This is a genomic window from Enterobacter sp. ECC_219_Taxon_10 (assembly GCF_058354905.1).
Genome location: NZ_CM178005.1, coordinates 3475310 through 3491925, shown reverse-complemented (window position 1 = coordinate 3491925; position 16616 = coordinate 3475310). Strand labels below are relative to the sequence as shown.

Annotated in this window: 11 protein-coding genes; all 11 read left to right on the top strand. The window is 57.5% G+C overall.

Annotated elements, in window-relative coordinates; all coding sequences use genetic code 11:
• Positions 1 to 135 precede the first annotated feature (135 nt).
• The 11 genes from tssH (at position 136) to tssA (ending at position 16603) form a co-directional block, all read left to right on the top strand.
• The gene (gene tssH / locus AC4ICF_RS16550; protein ID WP_316380582.1) at positions 136 to 2790 is read left to right on the top strand and encodes a type VI secretion system ATPase TssH; all 2655 of its coding nucleotides are present in this window, start codon (positions 136 to 138) and stop codon (positions 2788 to 2790) included.
• Positions 2787 to 5165 carry a type VI secretion system Vgr family protein gene (locus AC4ICF_RS16545; protein ID WP_316380581.1) on the top strand — a complete coding sequence of 793 codons (2379 nt, stop codon included), beginning with the start codon at positions 2787 to 2789 and terminating at the stop codon, positions 5163 to 5165. Before tssH ends, AC4ICF_RS16545 begins: the two co-directional genes overlap by 4 nt.
• Positions 5166 to 5930, top strand: a complete 765-nt coding sequence (gene tla1 / locus AC4ICF_RS16540; RefSeq protein ID WP_316380580.1) for a toxin Tle1 chaperone Tla1 — start codon at positions 5166 to 5168, stop codon at positions 5928 to 5930.
• A gap of 71 nt (positions 5931 to 6001) precedes the next feature.
• The gene (gene tli1 / locus AC4ICF_RS16535; RefSeq protein ID WP_316380579.1) at positions 6002 to 6532 is read left to right on the top strand and encodes a T6SS immunity phospholipase A1-binding lipoprotein Tli1-KP; all 531 of its coding nucleotides are present in this window, start codon (positions 6002 to 6004) and stop codon (positions 6530 to 6532) included.
• Positions 6533 to 6600: 68 nt separating this feature from the next.
• Positions 6601 to 7131 (top strand): T6SS immunity phospholipase A1-binding lipoprotein Tli1-KP, encoded by a 531-nt coding sequence (tli1, locus tag AC4ICF_RS16530; protein ID WP_316380578.1) that lies wholly within the window; start codon positions 6601 to 6603, stop codon positions 7129 to 7131.
• Positions 7132 to 7196: 65 nt separating this feature from the next.
• Entirely contained in the window at positions 7197 to 7727 is a 531-nt protein-coding gene (gene tli1, locus AC4ICF_RS16525; RefSeq protein ID WP_316380577.1) for a T6SS immunity phospholipase A1-binding lipoprotein Tli1-KP, read from the top strand.
• Positions 7715 to 10153: a T6SS phospholipase effector Tle1-like catalytic domain-containing protein gene (locus AC4ICF_RS16520; protein WP_316380576.1), complete on the top strand. Its 2439-nt coding sequence runs from the start codon at positions 7715 to 7717 to the stop codon at positions 10151 to 10153. Before tli1 (AC4ICF_RS16525) ends, AC4ICF_RS16520 begins: the two co-directional genes overlap by 13 nt.
• A 19-nt stretch (positions 10154 to 10172) precedes the next feature.
• A complete protein-coding gene (locus AC4ICF_RS16515) occupies positions 10173 to 10430 on the top strand; it encodes a PAAR domain-containing protein (RefSeq protein WP_316380575.1) in 258 nt (85 codons plus the stop codon).
• Positions 10427 to 11566, top strand: coding sequence for a hypothetical protein (locus AC4ICF_RS16510; protein WP_316380574.1), 1140 nt, complete (start codon positions 10427 to 10429; stop codon positions 11564 to 11566). The genes AC4ICF_RS16515 and AC4ICF_RS16510 overlap by 4 nt, the downstream gene beginning before the upstream one ends.
• Positions 11550 to 15002: an ImcF-related family protein gene (locus AC4ICF_RS16505; RefSeq protein WP_316380573.1), complete on the top strand. Its 3453-nt coding sequence runs from the start codon at positions 11550 to 11552 to the stop codon at positions 15000 to 15002. Before AC4ICF_RS16510 ends, AC4ICF_RS16505 begins: the two co-directional genes overlap by 17 nt.
• Positions 15002 to 16603, top strand: coding sequence for a type VI secretion system protein TssA (tssA, locus tag AC4ICF_RS16500; RefSeq protein WP_316380572.1), 1602 nt, complete (start codon positions 15002 to 15004; stop codon positions 16601 to 16603). Before AC4ICF_RS16505 ends, tssA begins: the two co-directional genes overlap by 1 nt.
• Positions 16604 to 16616: the final 13 nt, after the last annotated feature.

Genomic DNA, 16616 nt, shown 5'->3' with positions numbered 1-16616 from the left:
GTCCGCAGTTTTTTGCTGAGTGCCTGAGATGCGGGTATTCAGCAAAGAAAAAACAATCTGCCTGCCTGACCTTATGCGCTTTGGTGAACAGCGAAGGGCGGTAGCGTGTCCAGGAACCGACAAAGAGAGAATCTCATGGAAAATCCAGCCATCCTGTTACGTCGTCTGAACCCTTACTGTGCCCGAGCGATGGAAGGTGCAGCTTCGCTCTGCCAGACCCGCGCGCATGCCGAAATTCTGCCGGAGCACTGGCTGCTGAAGCTGCTGGAGCAGGGCGAAGGTGACCTGACGGTGCTGGCGCGTCGCTACGAATGGGATATGGACAGCATCTGGCAGGATTTGCTCGGCTGGCTCGATAAACAGCCTCGTTCTGTTCGCCACCGGCCTCAGTTGTCTGACGACATTCAGGCTCTGATGCAGCAGGCCTGGCTACACGCATCACTCAACGAAGAGGAGCAGATTCGCAGCGTCCATCTGCTGATGGCCCTGGTGGAAAAACCGAAGCTGGCACGCTGTAACGGCCTTTGGCCGTTGTTAACGCTTGGTCAGAGCCAGCTGGAGCGCCTGCGGCCTTTGCTGGATGCGCAATCGGATGAGCGTCTGGAAATACAGCATGAAGCTGAACTGGCGCAGAGCCTCGGTGGCGAGGTGGAGTTTGTCGGGCGTCCGGCTGGAGTGGAAATGAAAGAGGGAGAACTGAGCCCTGCGCTACAGAACGCGCTGGACAAATTCACCCTTGATGTCACCGCAAAGGCAAAGGAAGGGAAGATCGATCCGGTGTTCGGCCGCGATACGGAAATCCGCCAGATGGTCGATATCCTCTCCCGTCGCCGCAAAAATAACCCGATCCTGGTCGGTGAGCCGGGCGTGGGGAAAACCGCACTGGTTGAAGGACTGGCGTTGCGTATCGCCGAGGGTAATGTACCGGAATCCCTCAAAACGGTCAGTTTACGTACCCTTGACCTGGGCCTGCTGCAGGCGGGGGCGGGCGTGAAAGGCGAGTTCGAACAGCGGCTGAAAAACGTCATTGATGCGGTGCAGCAGTCACCGTCCCCGGTTCTGCTGTTTATCGACGAAGCCCACACCATCATCGGCGCCGGCAACCAGGCGGGAGGCGCTGATGCGGCCAACCTGCTGAAACCGGCGCTGGCGCGCGGCGAACTGCGTACCATTGCGGCCACCACCTGGTCTGAATACAAACAATACTTCGAGCGCGACGCCGCGCTGGAGCGCCGTTTCCAGATGATAAAAGTGGATGAACCAGACGATGACGCCGCCTGCCTGATGCTCCGTGGTCTTAAATCCCGCTACGCCGAACACCACAATGTGCATATCACCGACGATGCGGTTCGTGCGGCAGTTACCCTTTCACGCCGCTATCTGACCGGACGCCAGCTTCCTGATAAAGCGGTCGATATGCTGGACACCGCCGCCGCCCGCGTCCGTATGGGTCTCGACACCTTACCGGAACAGCTAACCCGCCTTCGCGCGAGTATCTCTGCGCTCGATATGGAGAAGCAGGCGCTGCTCGAAGATATCGCCATTGGCAATCAGTGTCATGCCGGGCGCCTGAGCGAAATTGAGCAGGAAGAGGTGCGCCAGAGAGTGACGCTCGACGAACTGGAAACCCAGTACGGTCAGGAATTGAAGCTGACCGGACAGTTGCTCGAAAGCCGTAAGGATATCTCACGTCAGAGCGAAACTCAGCAGCTGCATCGGGAGCTTAACGAGATGCAGCACAGCAACCCGCTGCTCTCCCTGGATGTGGACGTGCGCACCGTTGCCAACGTGATTGCTGACTGGACAGGCGTGCCGTTGTCATCACTGATGAAGGATGAACAGACCGAGCTGCTGGCCCTCGAAAATGAAATCGGTAAGCGTGTGGTTGGGCAGGATGTGGCGCTCGAAGCCATTGCTCAGCGTCTGCGTGCGGCAAAAACCGGCCTCACGTCCGAGAACGGCCCGCAGGGCGTATTCCTGCTGGTGGGGCCGAGCGGGGTGGGTAAAACCGAAACCGCGCTGGCGCTGGCCGATGTCATGTATGGCGGTGAGAAGTCGCTTATTACCATCAACCTCTCCGAGTACCAGGAGCCGCACACGGTTTCCCAACTGAAGGGCTCGCCGCCGGGCTACGTGGGCTACGGCCAGGGCGGTATCCTCACCGAAGCGGTGCGCAAACGTCCGTACAGCGTGGTGCTGCTTGATGAGGTGGAAAAAGCGCACCGCGACGTGATGAACCTGTTTTATCAGGTATTTGACCGGGGCTTTATGCGCGACGGCGAAGGGCGTGAGATTGACTTTCGCAACACCGTCATCCTGATGACATCTAACCTCGGCAGCGACCATTTGATGCAGCTGCTGGATGAAAACCCGGTAGCCACCGAAGCAGACCTGCACGAACTGCTGCGTCCGATCCTGCGCGATCATTTTCAGCCCGCGTTGCTCGCCCGCTTCCAGACGGTGATTTACCGTCCGCTGGCTGAAGCTGCCATGCGTACCATCGTGGAAATGAAACTGTCACAGGTCAGCAAGCGCTTGCATCGTCACTACGGCCTGGCCACGCAGATTGATGAGAGCCTGTATGACGCCCTGACCTCAGCCTGCCTGCTTCCGGACACCGGCGCACGCAACGTCGATAGCCTGCTGAATCAACAGATTCTGCCGGTGCTGAGCCAGCAGCTGCTGAGCTGCATGGCCGCAAAACAGAAGCCGCACTCGTTACGCCTTGGCTGGGAAGATGAAGAAGGGATCGGCCTTGAGTTTGACTGGAATCAGGGAGGCAACGCATGAGTACTAACCCCCCGCTCAGATACAGCCACAACCATCACCTGCTCGTGGTAAAGGGGTGTGATGCTGAACCCGACGTGCTGGCCTTTTCAGGCGACGAAGCCCTGAGCAGACCGTTCAGCTACCGTATTGAGTTCACCAGCCGCGACCACGGCATCAGCAAAGAGATGATGCTGATGAAGCCCGGCTCGTTGACGCTGCAGGCCCCGGTTGACCAGGGTTACGGCATCAAAATCCAGCAGCCGCTGCGGGTGATTCAGGGAATGGTGACCGGTTTTGAACGCCTTGGCACCTCAAAAGATGAAACGCTTTACGCCCTGACGCTCCGGCCGCGCCTGGCGCTGCTCGACCGTTCGCACCAGAATGCGATTTACCAGGATATGTCGGTCCCGCAAATCGTGGAAAAAATCCTGCGCGAGCGTCACGGCATGCGCGGCCAGGATTTTCTGTTCTCGCTCACGAAAGAGTACCCGCGCCGCGAGCAGGTGATGCAGTACGGCGAGAATGACCTGCACTTCATTACCCGCCTGCTGAGTGAGGTCGGCATCTGGTTCCGCTTCACCACCGACACGCGGCTGAACATCGACGTGGTGGAGTTCTACGACGGTCAGCAGGGGTACGAGAAAGGCCTGACCCTGCCGTCGGTGCCGCCGTCAGGCCAGCATTCGCAGGGTGTGGACTCGGTGTGGGGGATGGAATGTCATCACAGCGTGGTGCAGAAGCAGGTCAGCACCCGGGACTACAACTACCGTCAGGCCACGGAGGATATGAATACGCTGGTTGACGTCACCCGGGGCGACGCGACCACGTACGGGGAAGCGTACCACTATGCCGACAATTATCTGACGCCGGGCAGCGCGTATGAGCGTCATCCGGCGCCCGAGTCCGGTGCGTTTTATGCCCGCATCCGGCATGAGCGCTACCTGAACGGCCAGACGCAGACCCGGGCCTTCACCAGTAGCCCGGCGCTCTGTCCGGGAATGCTGCTGAAAGTCACTGGCGGGTATGAAGTGGCGGAGGTGTTTGCGCATGGCGTGGTCATCACGGCGATGCAGACCCACGCGCGGCGGGATGAAGATTTTAGCCTTCGTTTTGACGGCATTCCGGACAGCCCGGATTTCAGCTTCCGCCCCGAGCCGGGGGCTCGCCCGGTGATGGCCGGGACGCTGCCGGCCCGCGTCACCAGTACCACCGAAAATGACACCTACGGCCATATTGATAAGGACGGCCGCTACCGCGTCAGCATGCTGTTCGACCGGGACAGCTGGGAGACGGGGTTCGAGAGCCTGTGGGTCCGCCAGTCACGCCCCTATGCCGGGGACACCTATGGCCTGCACCTGCCGCTGCTGGCGGGCATCGAGGTGGCGATTGGCTTTGAGGGCGGCAACCCAGACCGGCCGTACATCTCAGGCGTGCTGCACGATTCGGCCCATGGCGACCACGTCACCATCCGCAACTACAAACGCAACGTCCTGCGCACGCCGGCGAACAACAAAATCCGCCTCGATGACGAGCGCGGGAAAGAGCATATCAAGGTCAGCACGGAGTACGGCGGCAAGAGCCAGCTGAATCTGGGTCACCTGGTCGACAGCGAAAAACAGCAGCGCGGTGAGGGGTTTGAGCTCAGGACGGACAGTTGGGGCGCCATCCGTGCGCAGAAAGGGATCTTTATCAGTACTGATGGGCAGACAAAGGCGCAGGGGCAGATGCTGGACATGCAGCCAGCCATTAGTCTGCTTAAAGGGGCGCTGAATCAGGTAACTGGATGGGGAACTATTACGCAGACTCACCACAATATTACGCCTGACCCTGAGCCATTAAAAGTATTGGTTTCAGGTGCCAGTGAGTGTAAAGAGCCTGCGCTGCTGCTGTCTTCACCGAAAGGTATTGCCGCCGTTACGCCGGAAACAGCCCTGATGTACAGCGGGAAAGGGTTGTACCTGCAGAGCCTGGGGGAAGTCAATATTACCGCAGCACAGTGTTATTCGGTGAACGCGAGCCAGGCAGTCTCACTGCTGGCCCAACAGGAAGGAATGCGGCTGGTATCCGCCAAAGGTTCACTGGAGATTGAGTCACATAGTGATGCGCTATCGCTGACTTCCCTGAAAGATGTCACCGTTCAGTCAACACAGGGACACCTGCAGTTGACGGCTAAAAATGGTATTACTCTGGGCTGTGGCGGGGCTTATATTCGTCTTACGCCACAGGGAGAGGTGCATATTCACGGGCCGGGATTAATCAGTCTTAAAGGCCTGCACGATTTGCAGGGGCCCGCCAGCGAGGATTTTCCTCTGCCAGAACTGCCAGCATCAGTATGCAAAGAGTGCCTTAAAAAAGCTCAGCAACTGGCGCAGGGTTTTGTACCCAGGGAGGCATAAATGACTGTGCAATGGATTGAAGAAGTCGCTGTTACCTGCCGGACTTCCGGAACTGATTATCTTGATATTATCGTTGATCAGGCTGGGCTGGATTTCAGCGTTATTCCGGCGCTGAATGCACTGTCGGTGGAGTGGCAGTCTCTTTATCACGGGCTTCCGGAAGCGTTTATCGTCGATGATGCTCCGCTGGTTGCACGCATTAGCCTTGATGACCTCCAGCAATTGCAGTGGCTGAAGGACATGAGTCAGCAGGTTGCCGTTCAGGCTCCGTTGCTGCTGTTGTGTTCACATTGGTCTTTTTCTGCGCTGACTGGCTGGCTCATACAGTGCATGGATATTCTGCAGGAGGGACGGAGCGGAATTTTACGGTTTTACGATACGCGGATTTTCCCTGTGCTTTTTACACACGTTCTCAGTGAGGAACAGCAAAAGTCTTTGTTGCGCCCTGTGCTGTTCTGGGCATGGCAGGATATGGATGGTAATGCCAGAGGTATAAAAGGTAGCGGTACGCCCCAGATCCGCGACGAAAAACCTAACAAAATCGACCTCAGCGATCGCCAGCTTGAGCATCTGATGTGTGTATGTGATGTCGTGACCCTTCTGTCGCACCGTGCGCCGCCAGCGGGCAGGTATGCATCACAACAAGTACTTTTTTCTGATTGTTACCAGGGCATGGTGGAGGCAACCAACCAAGGCATTATTCTGGATGAAGCACGCGAGGCCTGGGTCATGAAAAAGTGGCTTCCCTTACAAGTAAGGGACTGATGGTGAAAAGAAATCGTTTTATCCCCGTCACATACTCCCTTTGTAGATGTTTTTCATACAAGGAAAGCCAGATGAAACATCCATTCTTAAGCCCGCTACTGGCGGGCCTGCTGCTGTTAACCGGTTGCTCTCAGCCTGCCGCTCAGGCCGGAGGCGGTGGTGGTGGCACCATTGACGCCATCAACCACACCAAATGGGCGATAAACCACTTCAGCGTGGATAACCAGTCGGGTATCGACATTATTGGCCCGTTTCAGGGGGGCGGTGGCGGCTGCTGCTACAGCGTGCCCGCCCGCTGGACGCCGGGTATGACGGTGCGTATTGACTGGGAAACAGGGGTGGGGGATATGGATGGATTTCCCGGTTATCAGGACCGAGCAAAATATCTAGCATGGGCTAAGAAAATGAGAGCTCAGAATCGTCAGCACAGCAAAACCGTCCCGGTTCCCGACTATAACGGCCAGGATGTCTGCGGCATCACGGTGCACTTTCTGCCCTGTGATGACGTGAAGGTGACGACCAGTTGCTACACCTACGGCAGTCCGTCCTACCCGATAAAAGAGCCCATCAGGATGAAGGAGCCCAAAGTATGTCCGAAATAACGGAAACCGATTTAGCCCGGGTGCCGCCGCCATTTTCTCTTTAGTCCCGCCTCTGTAAGGAAAGCCAGATGAAACATCCATTCTTAAGCCCGCTGCTGGCGGGCCTGCTGCTGTTAACCGGGTGCTCTCAGCCTGCTGCCCAGGCCGGAGGCGGTGGTGGTGGCACCATTAAAGCCATCAACCACACCAAATGGGCAATTAACCACTTCAGCGTGGATAACCAGTCGGGTATTGACATTATTGGCCCGTTCCAGGGAGGCGGTGGTGGCTGCTGCTACAGCGTGCCCGCCCGGTGGACGCCGGGTATGACGGTGCGTATTGACTGGGAAAGTGGGGAGGCATCCACTGAAGGCTTTCCTGGATTTGCCGATTCAAAAAAATATAGGGAGTGGAGGGACAAAATGAAAGAGAACGATAGGCAGCACAGCAAAACCGTCCCGGTTCCCGACTATAACGGCCAGGATGTCTGCGGTATCACCGTGCATTTTTTGCCCTGTGATGACGTGAAGGTGACGACCAGTTGCTGGTCACCTAGAAATGCCAATTACCCGATAAAAGAGCCCATCAGGATGAAGGAGCCCAAAGTATGTCCGAAATAACGGAAACCGATTTAGCCTGGGTGCCGCCGTTTTCTCTTTAGTCCCGCCTCTGTAAGGAAAGTCAGATGAAACGTTCACTGTTAAGCCCGCTGCTGGCGGGCCTGCTGCTGTTAACCGGTTGCTCCCAGCCTGCTGCTCAGGCCGGGGGCGGTGGTGGTGGCACCATTAAAGCCATCAACCACACCAAATGGGCGATTAACCACTTCAGCGTGGATAACCAGTCGGGGATCGACATTATTGGCCCGTTCCAGGGGGGAGGTGGCGGCTGCTGCTACAGCGTACCTGCCCGCTGGACGCCGGGCATGACGGTGCGTATTGACTGGGAAAGTGGGGAGGGAGGCTCAAAAGGCTTTCCCGGGTTTGCTGATACAGAAAAATATCTTGCCTGGGAAAAAAAAATGAAGGCCCAGAACCGTCAGCACAGCAAAACCGTCCCGGTTCCCGACTATAACGGCCAGGATGTCTGCGGTATTACCGTGCACTTTTTGCCCTGTGATGACGTGAAGGTGACGACCAGTTGCTGGTCACCTAGAAATGCCAATTACCCGATAAAAGAGCCCATCAGGATGAAGGAGCCCAAAGTATGTCCGAGATAAAGGAAACCGATTTAGCCTGGGTGCCGCCGCCGTTCCCGGCCCAGGGACGCCTGCCAACGCAGGCGCTGCAGGTCGGGCAGAGCTGCCATCAGCAGAACAGCGCCGAGCGGCTCTACCGCCAGGAATTGTGTCTGGCGGCCGGACGACGCGTGGAGCCGCCGTGCTGCAAGACGCTGCATATCAGCCTGTTTTTCGACGGTACGGGGAATAACCTGAACAATGACCTGCTGCTGTCTGACCCGAAGCATCCGACCAATATCGCGCGGTTGTTTCGTGCCACTATTGGAACCGGTACGGCTGGCGGGGTACCGACTGACGGGCAGGCAACACTGTTAGATGGTGCAGAAGACGGTGATGGGAAATATTTTAAGTTCTACATGCCCGGTGTGGGCACCCCGTTCCCTGAAGTGAACGACCCGGACTATTCAACCATGGGACTGGTGGGCGCAACTAAGGGGGAAGAGCGTATTAACTGGGCGCTGCTGCGCATTATTGATGTACTGAAATTTTCCGCTACTGAAAAATGGTTAACCACCGCAGAGAGCCGACAGTCCATTAGCAAAATGGGCACCAGCTGGAACCGGCTGTGGTTTGGCGGCAGTCACAACCGTTATGAAGAGTTCAGTCGTTTACTCAATGAGTTAGCCCCGCAACTGAAACCGCTGCTCACGCAACCGGAGCCGGGTAAGCCTAAGGTGTTAGGCATCAAACTGTATGTTTACGGGTTTTCCCGCGGTGCTGCCGCTGCGCGTACGTTTGTACGCTGGCTGAGCGAGCTGCTTCCCCCTCCAAAGGCTGAGGGCGACAAACCCCCGCAGTGCCTGCAGATTGGCGAGATGCAGTTACCCATCAGCGTGGAGTTTCTCGGGCTGCTGGATACCGTAGCTTCCGTCGGGGTGGCGCACGTGGTGCCGATTGCTGAGGGGCATATGTCCTGGGCGGATGACACGATGGAGCTGCCGGACGATAAAACCTATGGCGGTCTGATAAAAAAATGCGTGCATCTGGTGTCTGGACATGAGCAGCGTCTCTGCTTCCCACTGGATTCGGTGCGTCGGGGTAACGGCAAATACCCGCCCTATGCCACAGAGGTGGTTTACCCGGGGATGCACTCGGATTTAGGGGGCGGTTATCCGCCGGGGGATCAGGGGAAGGCGAATGGTGAGCATGATGGATTGTTACTATCTCAGATTATTTTACAGGATCTATATTCCTCTGCTTTCGAGATTGGAGCCCCTTTAAAAGTACCACAGGATGTATTACCAGAATCATCTACAGATAATTGGCGAATCATGCCTATTGATGTGATTTCTCAATTTTTAGTTTCTGATGTGCTTATCAAACGCTTCAACGCCTGGCGCGAACTCACCCTGAATCTGACCACGCCAGAAAAAATCACGCCCGAAGAGGCCTCCCAATACCAACCACCGCGTGCCAGCGGCAGTCTGGAAACCGTCGTTGAAAACCAGATTGCGTGGATCACCGCCTGGCGTATCGAACGCTATGCCAGAGGTTCGATGCTGAAAACGCCATTCTACCAGCGCGCCACGAATACCGAAGCGCTGCCTGCCGCGCGCAAGGCGGCAGAAGAAGCACGGGATGAGAAACAGCAAGAGGTGCTTAAAACGCGTCAGGACCAGATAGCAAAACAGTCAGCCGACAAGATGGATGAGCTTGTGCTCTGGCCGGGCATCAAGGATTTTGACCCGGATATGGCGCAGACCCAGCTGTTTGAAGCGGCGAAGGAGTTCGGTAAGGATTACCACGACGGCTACCGTATCCCGGAGAACCTGGCGCAGGCGGTGCTGGATACCGTGCTGCAGCCGATGATTTTCGTTCTCAATACCGATGATGAACCCCAGGAATACCGGCGAATAAAGGCTGACGGAGACGCGCGGGTGGCCATCCTTTTCCCTGCCGCCGGTGAGGCCAGTAATGCGGAACAGCCTGCAGGGCTGGTCAGGGCGTTATTCGACGACCAGGTGCACGACTCGCGTGCCTGGTTTATGCACGCTGCGCTGGGTACGCGCGAGATGTGGGGCGGCTACTTCCGCTACCGGATGATTTATTTCAGCGACAAATGTAATAAGTCCCTGTCACCGTTGGTGGTCGCCGGGGATCTTATCGGGTTTGCCACCCTGACCACGGGTGTTGTGCTGAGCTTCAAACAAAAGAGCCTGACCGGAAAGCTGGCGGGGCTGGCCGCGACAGGCGCTGTACGATCGCTGCAGGTTGAGGTGTTGGACAGGATAACTCGTGAACCCGTGCCGGAACTGCCGGGCGGGGAACAGCTGCGGGCATTTACCCGGGAGCCGGGCGTGGTGGTTACACAGCGAAAAGCGCTGGTGGCTGAACAACAGCTGGCGCGGGCGCAGGCAGCGATCCCGGCCAGCTGGCTTGAGGATGTCCTGACGGTGACTGGATAAAGCTGAGTAAGGAGGGCCGATGAGTAAAGTCATCCGCAAAGGAGATAGTCTGCGGGAATATGGTGGCAAGGTATTAGGAGGGCACTACCAGTGTTTTGGTCAGGGATTTGCCTGTAAGGGAGATCCGGTTCGCTGTAACAAACACGGCATGACGACCATCGCGGAAGGTAGCACATTGACCATGGTTGATGGACAGCCCGTTGCGCTGCATGGTCACCACTGTGCCTGCGGCTGTACGCTGGTCAGCTCGTTTCCTGACTGCGGTATTGAACAGTGAGGCCCGTTCCTGATTATCCGGCGTACAAAACGGCGTGTCCGCCAGGTACCGCAAGGTGGCTGTCGGCCACGGCTCTGCTGGTGTTGATCGGCGGCGGTGCTGGCGGACTGCTGCCCTCTGCCGAGGGTAAAAGCTCGCTGGTAGCTACCGGTATTCTGGTGGCATTGCTGCTGTCGGGCACTGGCTGGCTTGTGCGGCTTCTGTACTACCGCGTCAGCGTGCATAACGCCGCTTTCTACTATCAGCTGGTGGCATATGAACAGCAGCAGTGGTGGGCGGCGCACCGACAGCCGCTCTGGTTAAAAGAAGGGCTGTTGCTGGGGCCTGCAGGTACGCGCTCAGTTGACTGGCTGCGAGTGCTTAACCGTGAACAACGCCCTCCGGAGGAAAAAAAAGAAGGCGGTGGCAGTGCACTGAGACTGCCACAAATTTCAGTTATGGATCCCACCGTTCGTGAAAAGCGGCTGGCGGAACTGCTGGTTATTGAGTGGCAAAAGCAGCGTGGTGAAAAAATACTTACTCCACCGCTGCGTTGCTACTGGCAGGGGGCCGACATCACCTGGCAGGCATTTCGCGCACAGATGGCGCTCGCTTTCCCGGATATTGCACTGCCAGCCCGGCCTGAGCCCTGGCAAGGGGAAGCCAGCCTGGCTGAAATTGCGGGCGAGCTTGCCGGAGCCAAACCTGATGACACGATACTGATCGGCGGGTGTCAGGTCATTGCGGCGCAGTCAGGCACAGAACGTCCCGCCGGAGAATCTGCGGCACTGTGGCTGGCCGGACTTAATGGCCCGGTACAACTGACGCGTGGTGAAACGTTTTCACCAGAACAAGGCGACATATTGCTCACCGTGTTCGCCCGTGCACTGGAACAGAGCGAGTTGGATGAGCCACCGGAGGCCTGTACGCTGTTTTCCCGACCCGGCCTTGAGGTGCTGGCGAATAATGGATGGGATGTCAGCCAGCATCTGCAGGACGCCAACTGGGGGGAAATTGGCGATATGGAAACTCTGATTGTTTTATCCCTGGCGGCAATCTATGCCGCGCACCACCAACAACCGTGCGGCTGGATTGCACGCGACCCGATGAACACTCTCGCAACTGGAATAGTAAAACCTGATGGACAACGTCAATAAGCCTGCTGCCATTTCTGTGGCAGCCACGGCAACTGTCTGTATTGCTGTGACCACTTTACTGGTACTACTGGGCGGAGTGGCATGGTGGCTGTGGGCGACCGAACGGTCAACGGAATGGGACACGCTGCGTCCGCTTATTGTCTCTGGCTTTATTGTCTGGGGAGTTGCGCTCAGCATGCTGGTACTGGGGTTTATGGCCTTCCGGTTATTGATTAAGGATAAGGTTAGCCCGTCGTCATCCCGCAAACGTGCGTCTGCAAAGGTTACGGGCCACGAAGTGACTTACCGACTGCTGAAGACACACCTCCGATCGCGCTATAACCTCTTCTGGCGCTACAAGATTCGCCTGTTGTTGATTACCGGTGATGACGCCGCGATTGAACAGCTTGTTCCAGGCCTGCAACAGCAGCAGTGGCTTGAAGGCAACCGTACCGTACTGATTTACGGCGGAAGCCTGGCCTCTGAGCCTGACCGAGAGAAATACACCGCGCTGCGTAAACTGCGCCGCGGGCGCCCGCTGGACGGGATTGTTCGCGTATTGCCGCAGTCACTTACTCTGACCCCACAAATCAGCGATAACGATTTACGCGGTCTGGAAAAAATCAGCGAACTGCTGCGTTATTCCGCGCCGGTCTGGTTATGGCAACTGCGTGACAGTAAATGGTCGCAGGCTAAGCGCATTGAACAGCCGGTCGGGGCCAGTTTCCCGCTGGGAGCCAAAGCCGACGACATTACCCGCCAGCTTGAACTGATGCTGCCGACCCTGCGGACGCAGGGGGTGAGTCAGGTCGCAGAAAACAACCGCCACGATTTTCTGCTGCGTCTGGGCCAGCATCTCAAAGACGGCGGTATTGCCCGCTGGGTTCAGCAACTGATGCCATGGCTCTCCGACGCTCAGCAACGCGTTCCGCTGCGTGGCCTGATGTTCAGCCTGCCGGAGAATAAAACTGCCGATACCACAGCGAGGGCAGCCAGTGCGGCATCTGCCGACGCGCAGAAATATGTTCCGGAGTCACAACGCCATGCTCTGGCTTTGCCGGAGACATGGCAGGGTATCGTTGACGACTGCACTCGCGTTCGTGGCCGCCGTGTCGGCATGGCATGGGAACGGACGCTCGCCTGGACGCTGTCGGCCATCATCGGTCTTTGGGGGGCGGGGCTGTTGGTCTCGTTTATGCTGAACTATGGACAAATTACCTCTGTAGCAGGAAAAGCCCGCAATCTGGTTGAACATCCTTCCGTATCCGACTATCAACTGACGGCACTTCATGACCTGCGAAATGACGCCGGCCGCATGTTGCACAATATTCAGGAGGGCACGCCCTGGTATCAGCGCTTCGGCCTCGACCATAATCAGCAGCTGCTCACTGCAATGCTGCCCTGGTACGGCGTGGCGAACAACCGGCTAATACGCGACCCGGCAAATGCTGCCCTGGCGCAAAAGCTAACAGCCCTGGTCAATTCAGCGCCAAACAGCGACCAGCGGGCCCAGCTGGCGAAACCGGGCTATGACCAGCTGAAAGCCTGGCTAATGATGGCCCGTCCGGATAAAGCCGACGGTGCATTTTACGCGCAAGCGATGAAAACCGTACAGCCGACGCGTATGGGGATCTCCACCAGTCTGTGGCAAAGCCTGTCGCCGGATTTATGGGCCTTCTACATCTCTGAACTGCCAAAGCAGCCACAGTGGAAAATCACCCCTGAGGCGCAGCTGGTCAGCCAGAGCCGTCAGGTGCTATTGCAGCAGATTGGCCGCCGCAACGCAGAAAGCACGCTGTATGAAAACATGCTCAAATCCGTACGCCGTAACTTTGCCGATGTGTCTCTGGAGGACATGACCAGCGGTACCGATGCCCGTCGCCTGTTCACCACCGAGGAAGTGGTGCCGGGCATGTTCACCCGTCAGGCATGGGAAGGGGGGATTCAGCAGGCCATTGAGAAGGCGGCAACGTCGCGCAAGGATGAAATCGACTGGGTGCTGAGTGAATCCCGCAAAGCCGTATCGGCGGACCTCTCCCCGGAGGCGCTCAAAGCGCGCCTGACAGAGCGTTATTTCACTGACTTTGCCGGCAGCTGGCTGAGCTTCCTTAACAGCCTGCGCTGGAACCCGGCAAACAATATTGCGGACGTTACCGACCAGCTGACGCTGATGAGCGATGTCCGCCAGTCTCCGCTGATTGCCCTGATGAACACCCTCGCCTGGCAGGGGCAGGCCGGTGAGCAAAGCGAAGGCCTTTCAGACTCAATCATCAAATCGGCTAAAGACCTCGTAGGCGGAAAAGACAAACCCGCGATTGACCAGTCAGCGTCAGGCCCACAGGGACCACTGGATGAAACCTTCGGCCCGCTGCTTCAGCTTCTGGGTAAAAACAACGGCAGTAACGTCATGTCGGCTGACAACTCTCTGAGCCTGCAGACCTATCTGACTCGTATCACCCGCGTGCGTCTGCGCCTGCAGCAGGTGGCCAGCGCCTCAGACCCGCAGGAGATGATGCAGACCCTGGCGCAAACCGTTTTCCAGGGCAAAAGCGTGGACCTGACCGACACCCAGCAGTACGGCAGCCTCATTTCGGCAAGCCTTGGCGAAGAGTGGAGCGGATTTGGCAGCACGATGTTTGTGCAGCCGTTGACCCAGGCCTGGGAGACCGTGCTCCAGCCGTCGGCAGCAAGTCTGAATGACAAATGGAGTCGCTCAGTTGTGGCTAACTGGCACACGGCATTTGACGGGCGCTTCCCGTTCGCCGCGAGCAAGAGCGATGCCTCCTTGCCAATGCTGGCCGAATTTATACGTAAGGACAGCGGGCGTATTGAACGCTTCCTGACGACTGAACTCAGCGGTGTGTTGCACAAAGAGGGCAGTCAGTGGGTACCGGATAAGGTTAACAGCCAGGGGCTGAACTTTAACCCAACGTTCCTGCGGGCGATTAATCAACTGAGCGAGCTGTCAGACATTCTGTTTACCGATGGCAGTCAGGGTATTAGTTTCGAGCTGCAGGCACGCCCGGCACCGCAGGTAGTGGAAACTCAGTTGTCCATTGATGGGCAAAAGCTGCACTACTTTAACCAGATGGCCGACTGGCAGTCCTTCCGCTGGCCGGGAGACACTTACAAACCAGGGACAATGCTGACCTGGACCACGGTCAACGCTGGTGCGCGTCTGTTTGGGGATTACAGCGGGACGTGGGGCTTTATTCGCTGGCTGGATCAGGGCAAGCGGCAGCAGCTTGACCGTAGTCAGTGGATGGTGAGTTTCACCGCCTCCGATGGCCGCACCCTGCAGTGGGTAATGCGCTCACAGCTGGGCAGCGGGCCGCTGGCATTACTGGCACTGCACGGCTTCACGCTGCCGGATCAGATCTTCAGTGTCGACAGCGCGGCCACGGCTCAGGCGCTGATGGTCAACACGGAAAACAGTGACATGGACGGAATTGAATAATGAGCAGTCTGCAGAATCTGGTTGCCGCCTGTCAGGCGGACGAAACACAATTGCGAAAGCAGGCGCAGGCCCGCGCGGAATGCTGGCAGCCCTGGCTTGCCCCGGTCAGCGATACCAGTCCTGCTGGAGAAGATCCGGGATATGACGATGATTTCCAGCGTATCAGAGAGGAGGTGAATAAACTCTCAGGAATTGATACCGGGCTGATTTGTACGCTTGCCGAAAAGCTGCTGACTACCACCGCCAAAGATATCCGTGTTGCCACCTATTATTGCTGGGCGCGATTGCACCAGGATGGAGAAACCGGCTTTGCCGAAGGGCTTGAACTGCTTGTGGGGTTGCTGCAGCGCTATGGAACGAAGCTTCATCCGCAGCGCGAGCGAAGCCGTAAACCTGCGCTTGAGTGGCTGGCAGGCTCTCGTCTGCTCGATAGCCTCTCCCTCTGGCCGGAAGTGGCGTGCAGCGATGCTCAGCGCACTGCGGGGGCGCTGCTGCTCATCTGCGACAGTCTGGAGACAGAGCCGGAAACGTCGCGGCCGGAACTGAATGCGCTGTACAGCGCGCTGGAATCCCGCCTGATGAAGGCCGGTGGCGTGGATGCTTTGGTTCCTCAGAATGCCAGTAACACGTCTCAGCCCCAGGCCTCATCCCACGCGACAGAACATGATGTGCCTGTCCTGAGCCGCATTTCGTCCGGTCAGGATTTATTGACTCAGGCCCGTACCCTGGCAGGGTATTTGCGTGAACAACCGGATGGATGGCTTCCCGCACACCGGCTAATGAAAAGCCTGCGACATGACACGCTGAGTGCTATTCCAGCGCCGGATGCCGAAGGGAAAACGCGCATCGAGCCGCCGCGGGCTGACCAGCGGGCCATGCTCAAACGCCTGTACCTGCAGCAGAGTTGGCTGGAGATACTGGAGCACGCGGACAGTACCTTCTCGCGCGGCGCCAACCACCTCTGGCTGGATTTGCAGTGGTATATCCATCAGGCCCTGATGAAGTTGGGCCAGGAAGTGCTGGCCGATATCATCATCGCCGACCTGAAAGGGCTGCTGCGTCGCCTCACCGGGCTTGAAACGCTGGCCTTTAATGACGGAACGCCGTTTGCCGATGAGGTCACGCTGAACTGGATAAATCAGAGCGTGCTGGACGATGTGTCGGGCTGGCGTGATGAGAGAGTCAGTACTGCCAGTGGGACGGACAACGATATTCTGGCCCTTGAGCCGGAAGCGCTTGAGAGAGCGGACACGGAAGGGCTGGATGCCGCACTTCACTGGCTGCAGACCCGCCCGGGCACTGACACTACAAAAGACAAATGGCTGCTGCGCCTGCTGATGGCTCGCGTGGCAGAGCAGAAGGGCAAAAATGAACTGGCCCTGCATCTGCTTGGGGAACTCGATGGTGCTGCACAGTCCATCACCCTCACGCAGTGGACCCCAGCGCTGCTGTTTGAAGTCAAATCGCGCCGTCTTCGACTGCTGCGCATGAAAGCCACCCGCAGCGAAACCGATAAGTCACGGCTTCAGCCTGAGATGGAACAACTTCTGGCTGGCCTGATTGCGCTCGATCCGGCAAGCAGTGCGGTGCTTTGCGGGTAAAACACCTGGCCTA

Coding starts and splice junctions, on each gene's coding strand:
- tssH (WP_316380582.1), top strand. CDS start 136: ATGGAAAATCCAGCCATCCTGTTACGTCGTCTGAACCCTTACTGTGCC.
- AC4ICF_RS16545 (WP_316380581.1), top strand. CDS start 2,787: ATGAGTACTAACCCCCCGCTCAGATACAGCCACAACCATCACCTGCTC.
- tla1 (WP_316380580.1), top strand. CDS start 5,166: ATGACTGTGCAATGGATTGAAGAAGTCGCTGTTACCTGCCGGACTTCC.
- tli1 (WP_316380579.1), top strand. CDS start 6,002: ATGAAACATCCATTCTTAAGCCCGCTACTGGCGGGCCTGCTGCTGTTA.
- tli1 (WP_316380578.1), top strand. CDS start 6,601: ATGAAACATCCATTCTTAAGCCCGCTGCTGGCGGGCCTGCTGCTGTTA.
- tli1 (WP_316380577.1), top strand. CDS start 7,197: ATGAAACGTTCACTGTTAAGCCCGCTGCTGGCGGGCCTGCTGCTGTTA.
- AC4ICF_RS16520 (WP_316380576.1), top strand. CDS start 7,715: ATGTCCGAGATAAAGGAAACCGATTTAGCCTGGGTGCCGCCGCCGTTC.
- AC4ICF_RS16515 (WP_316380575.1), top strand. CDS start 10,173: ATGAGTAAAGTCATCCGCAAAGGAGATAGTCTGCGGGAATATGGTGGC.
- AC4ICF_RS16505 (WP_316380573.1), top strand. CDS start 11,550: ATGGACAACGTCAATAAGCCTGCTGCCATTTCTGTGGCAGCCACGGCA.
- tssA (WP_316380572.1), top strand. CDS start 15,002: ATGAGCAGTCTGCAGAATCTGGTTGCCGCCTGTCAGGCGGACGAAACA.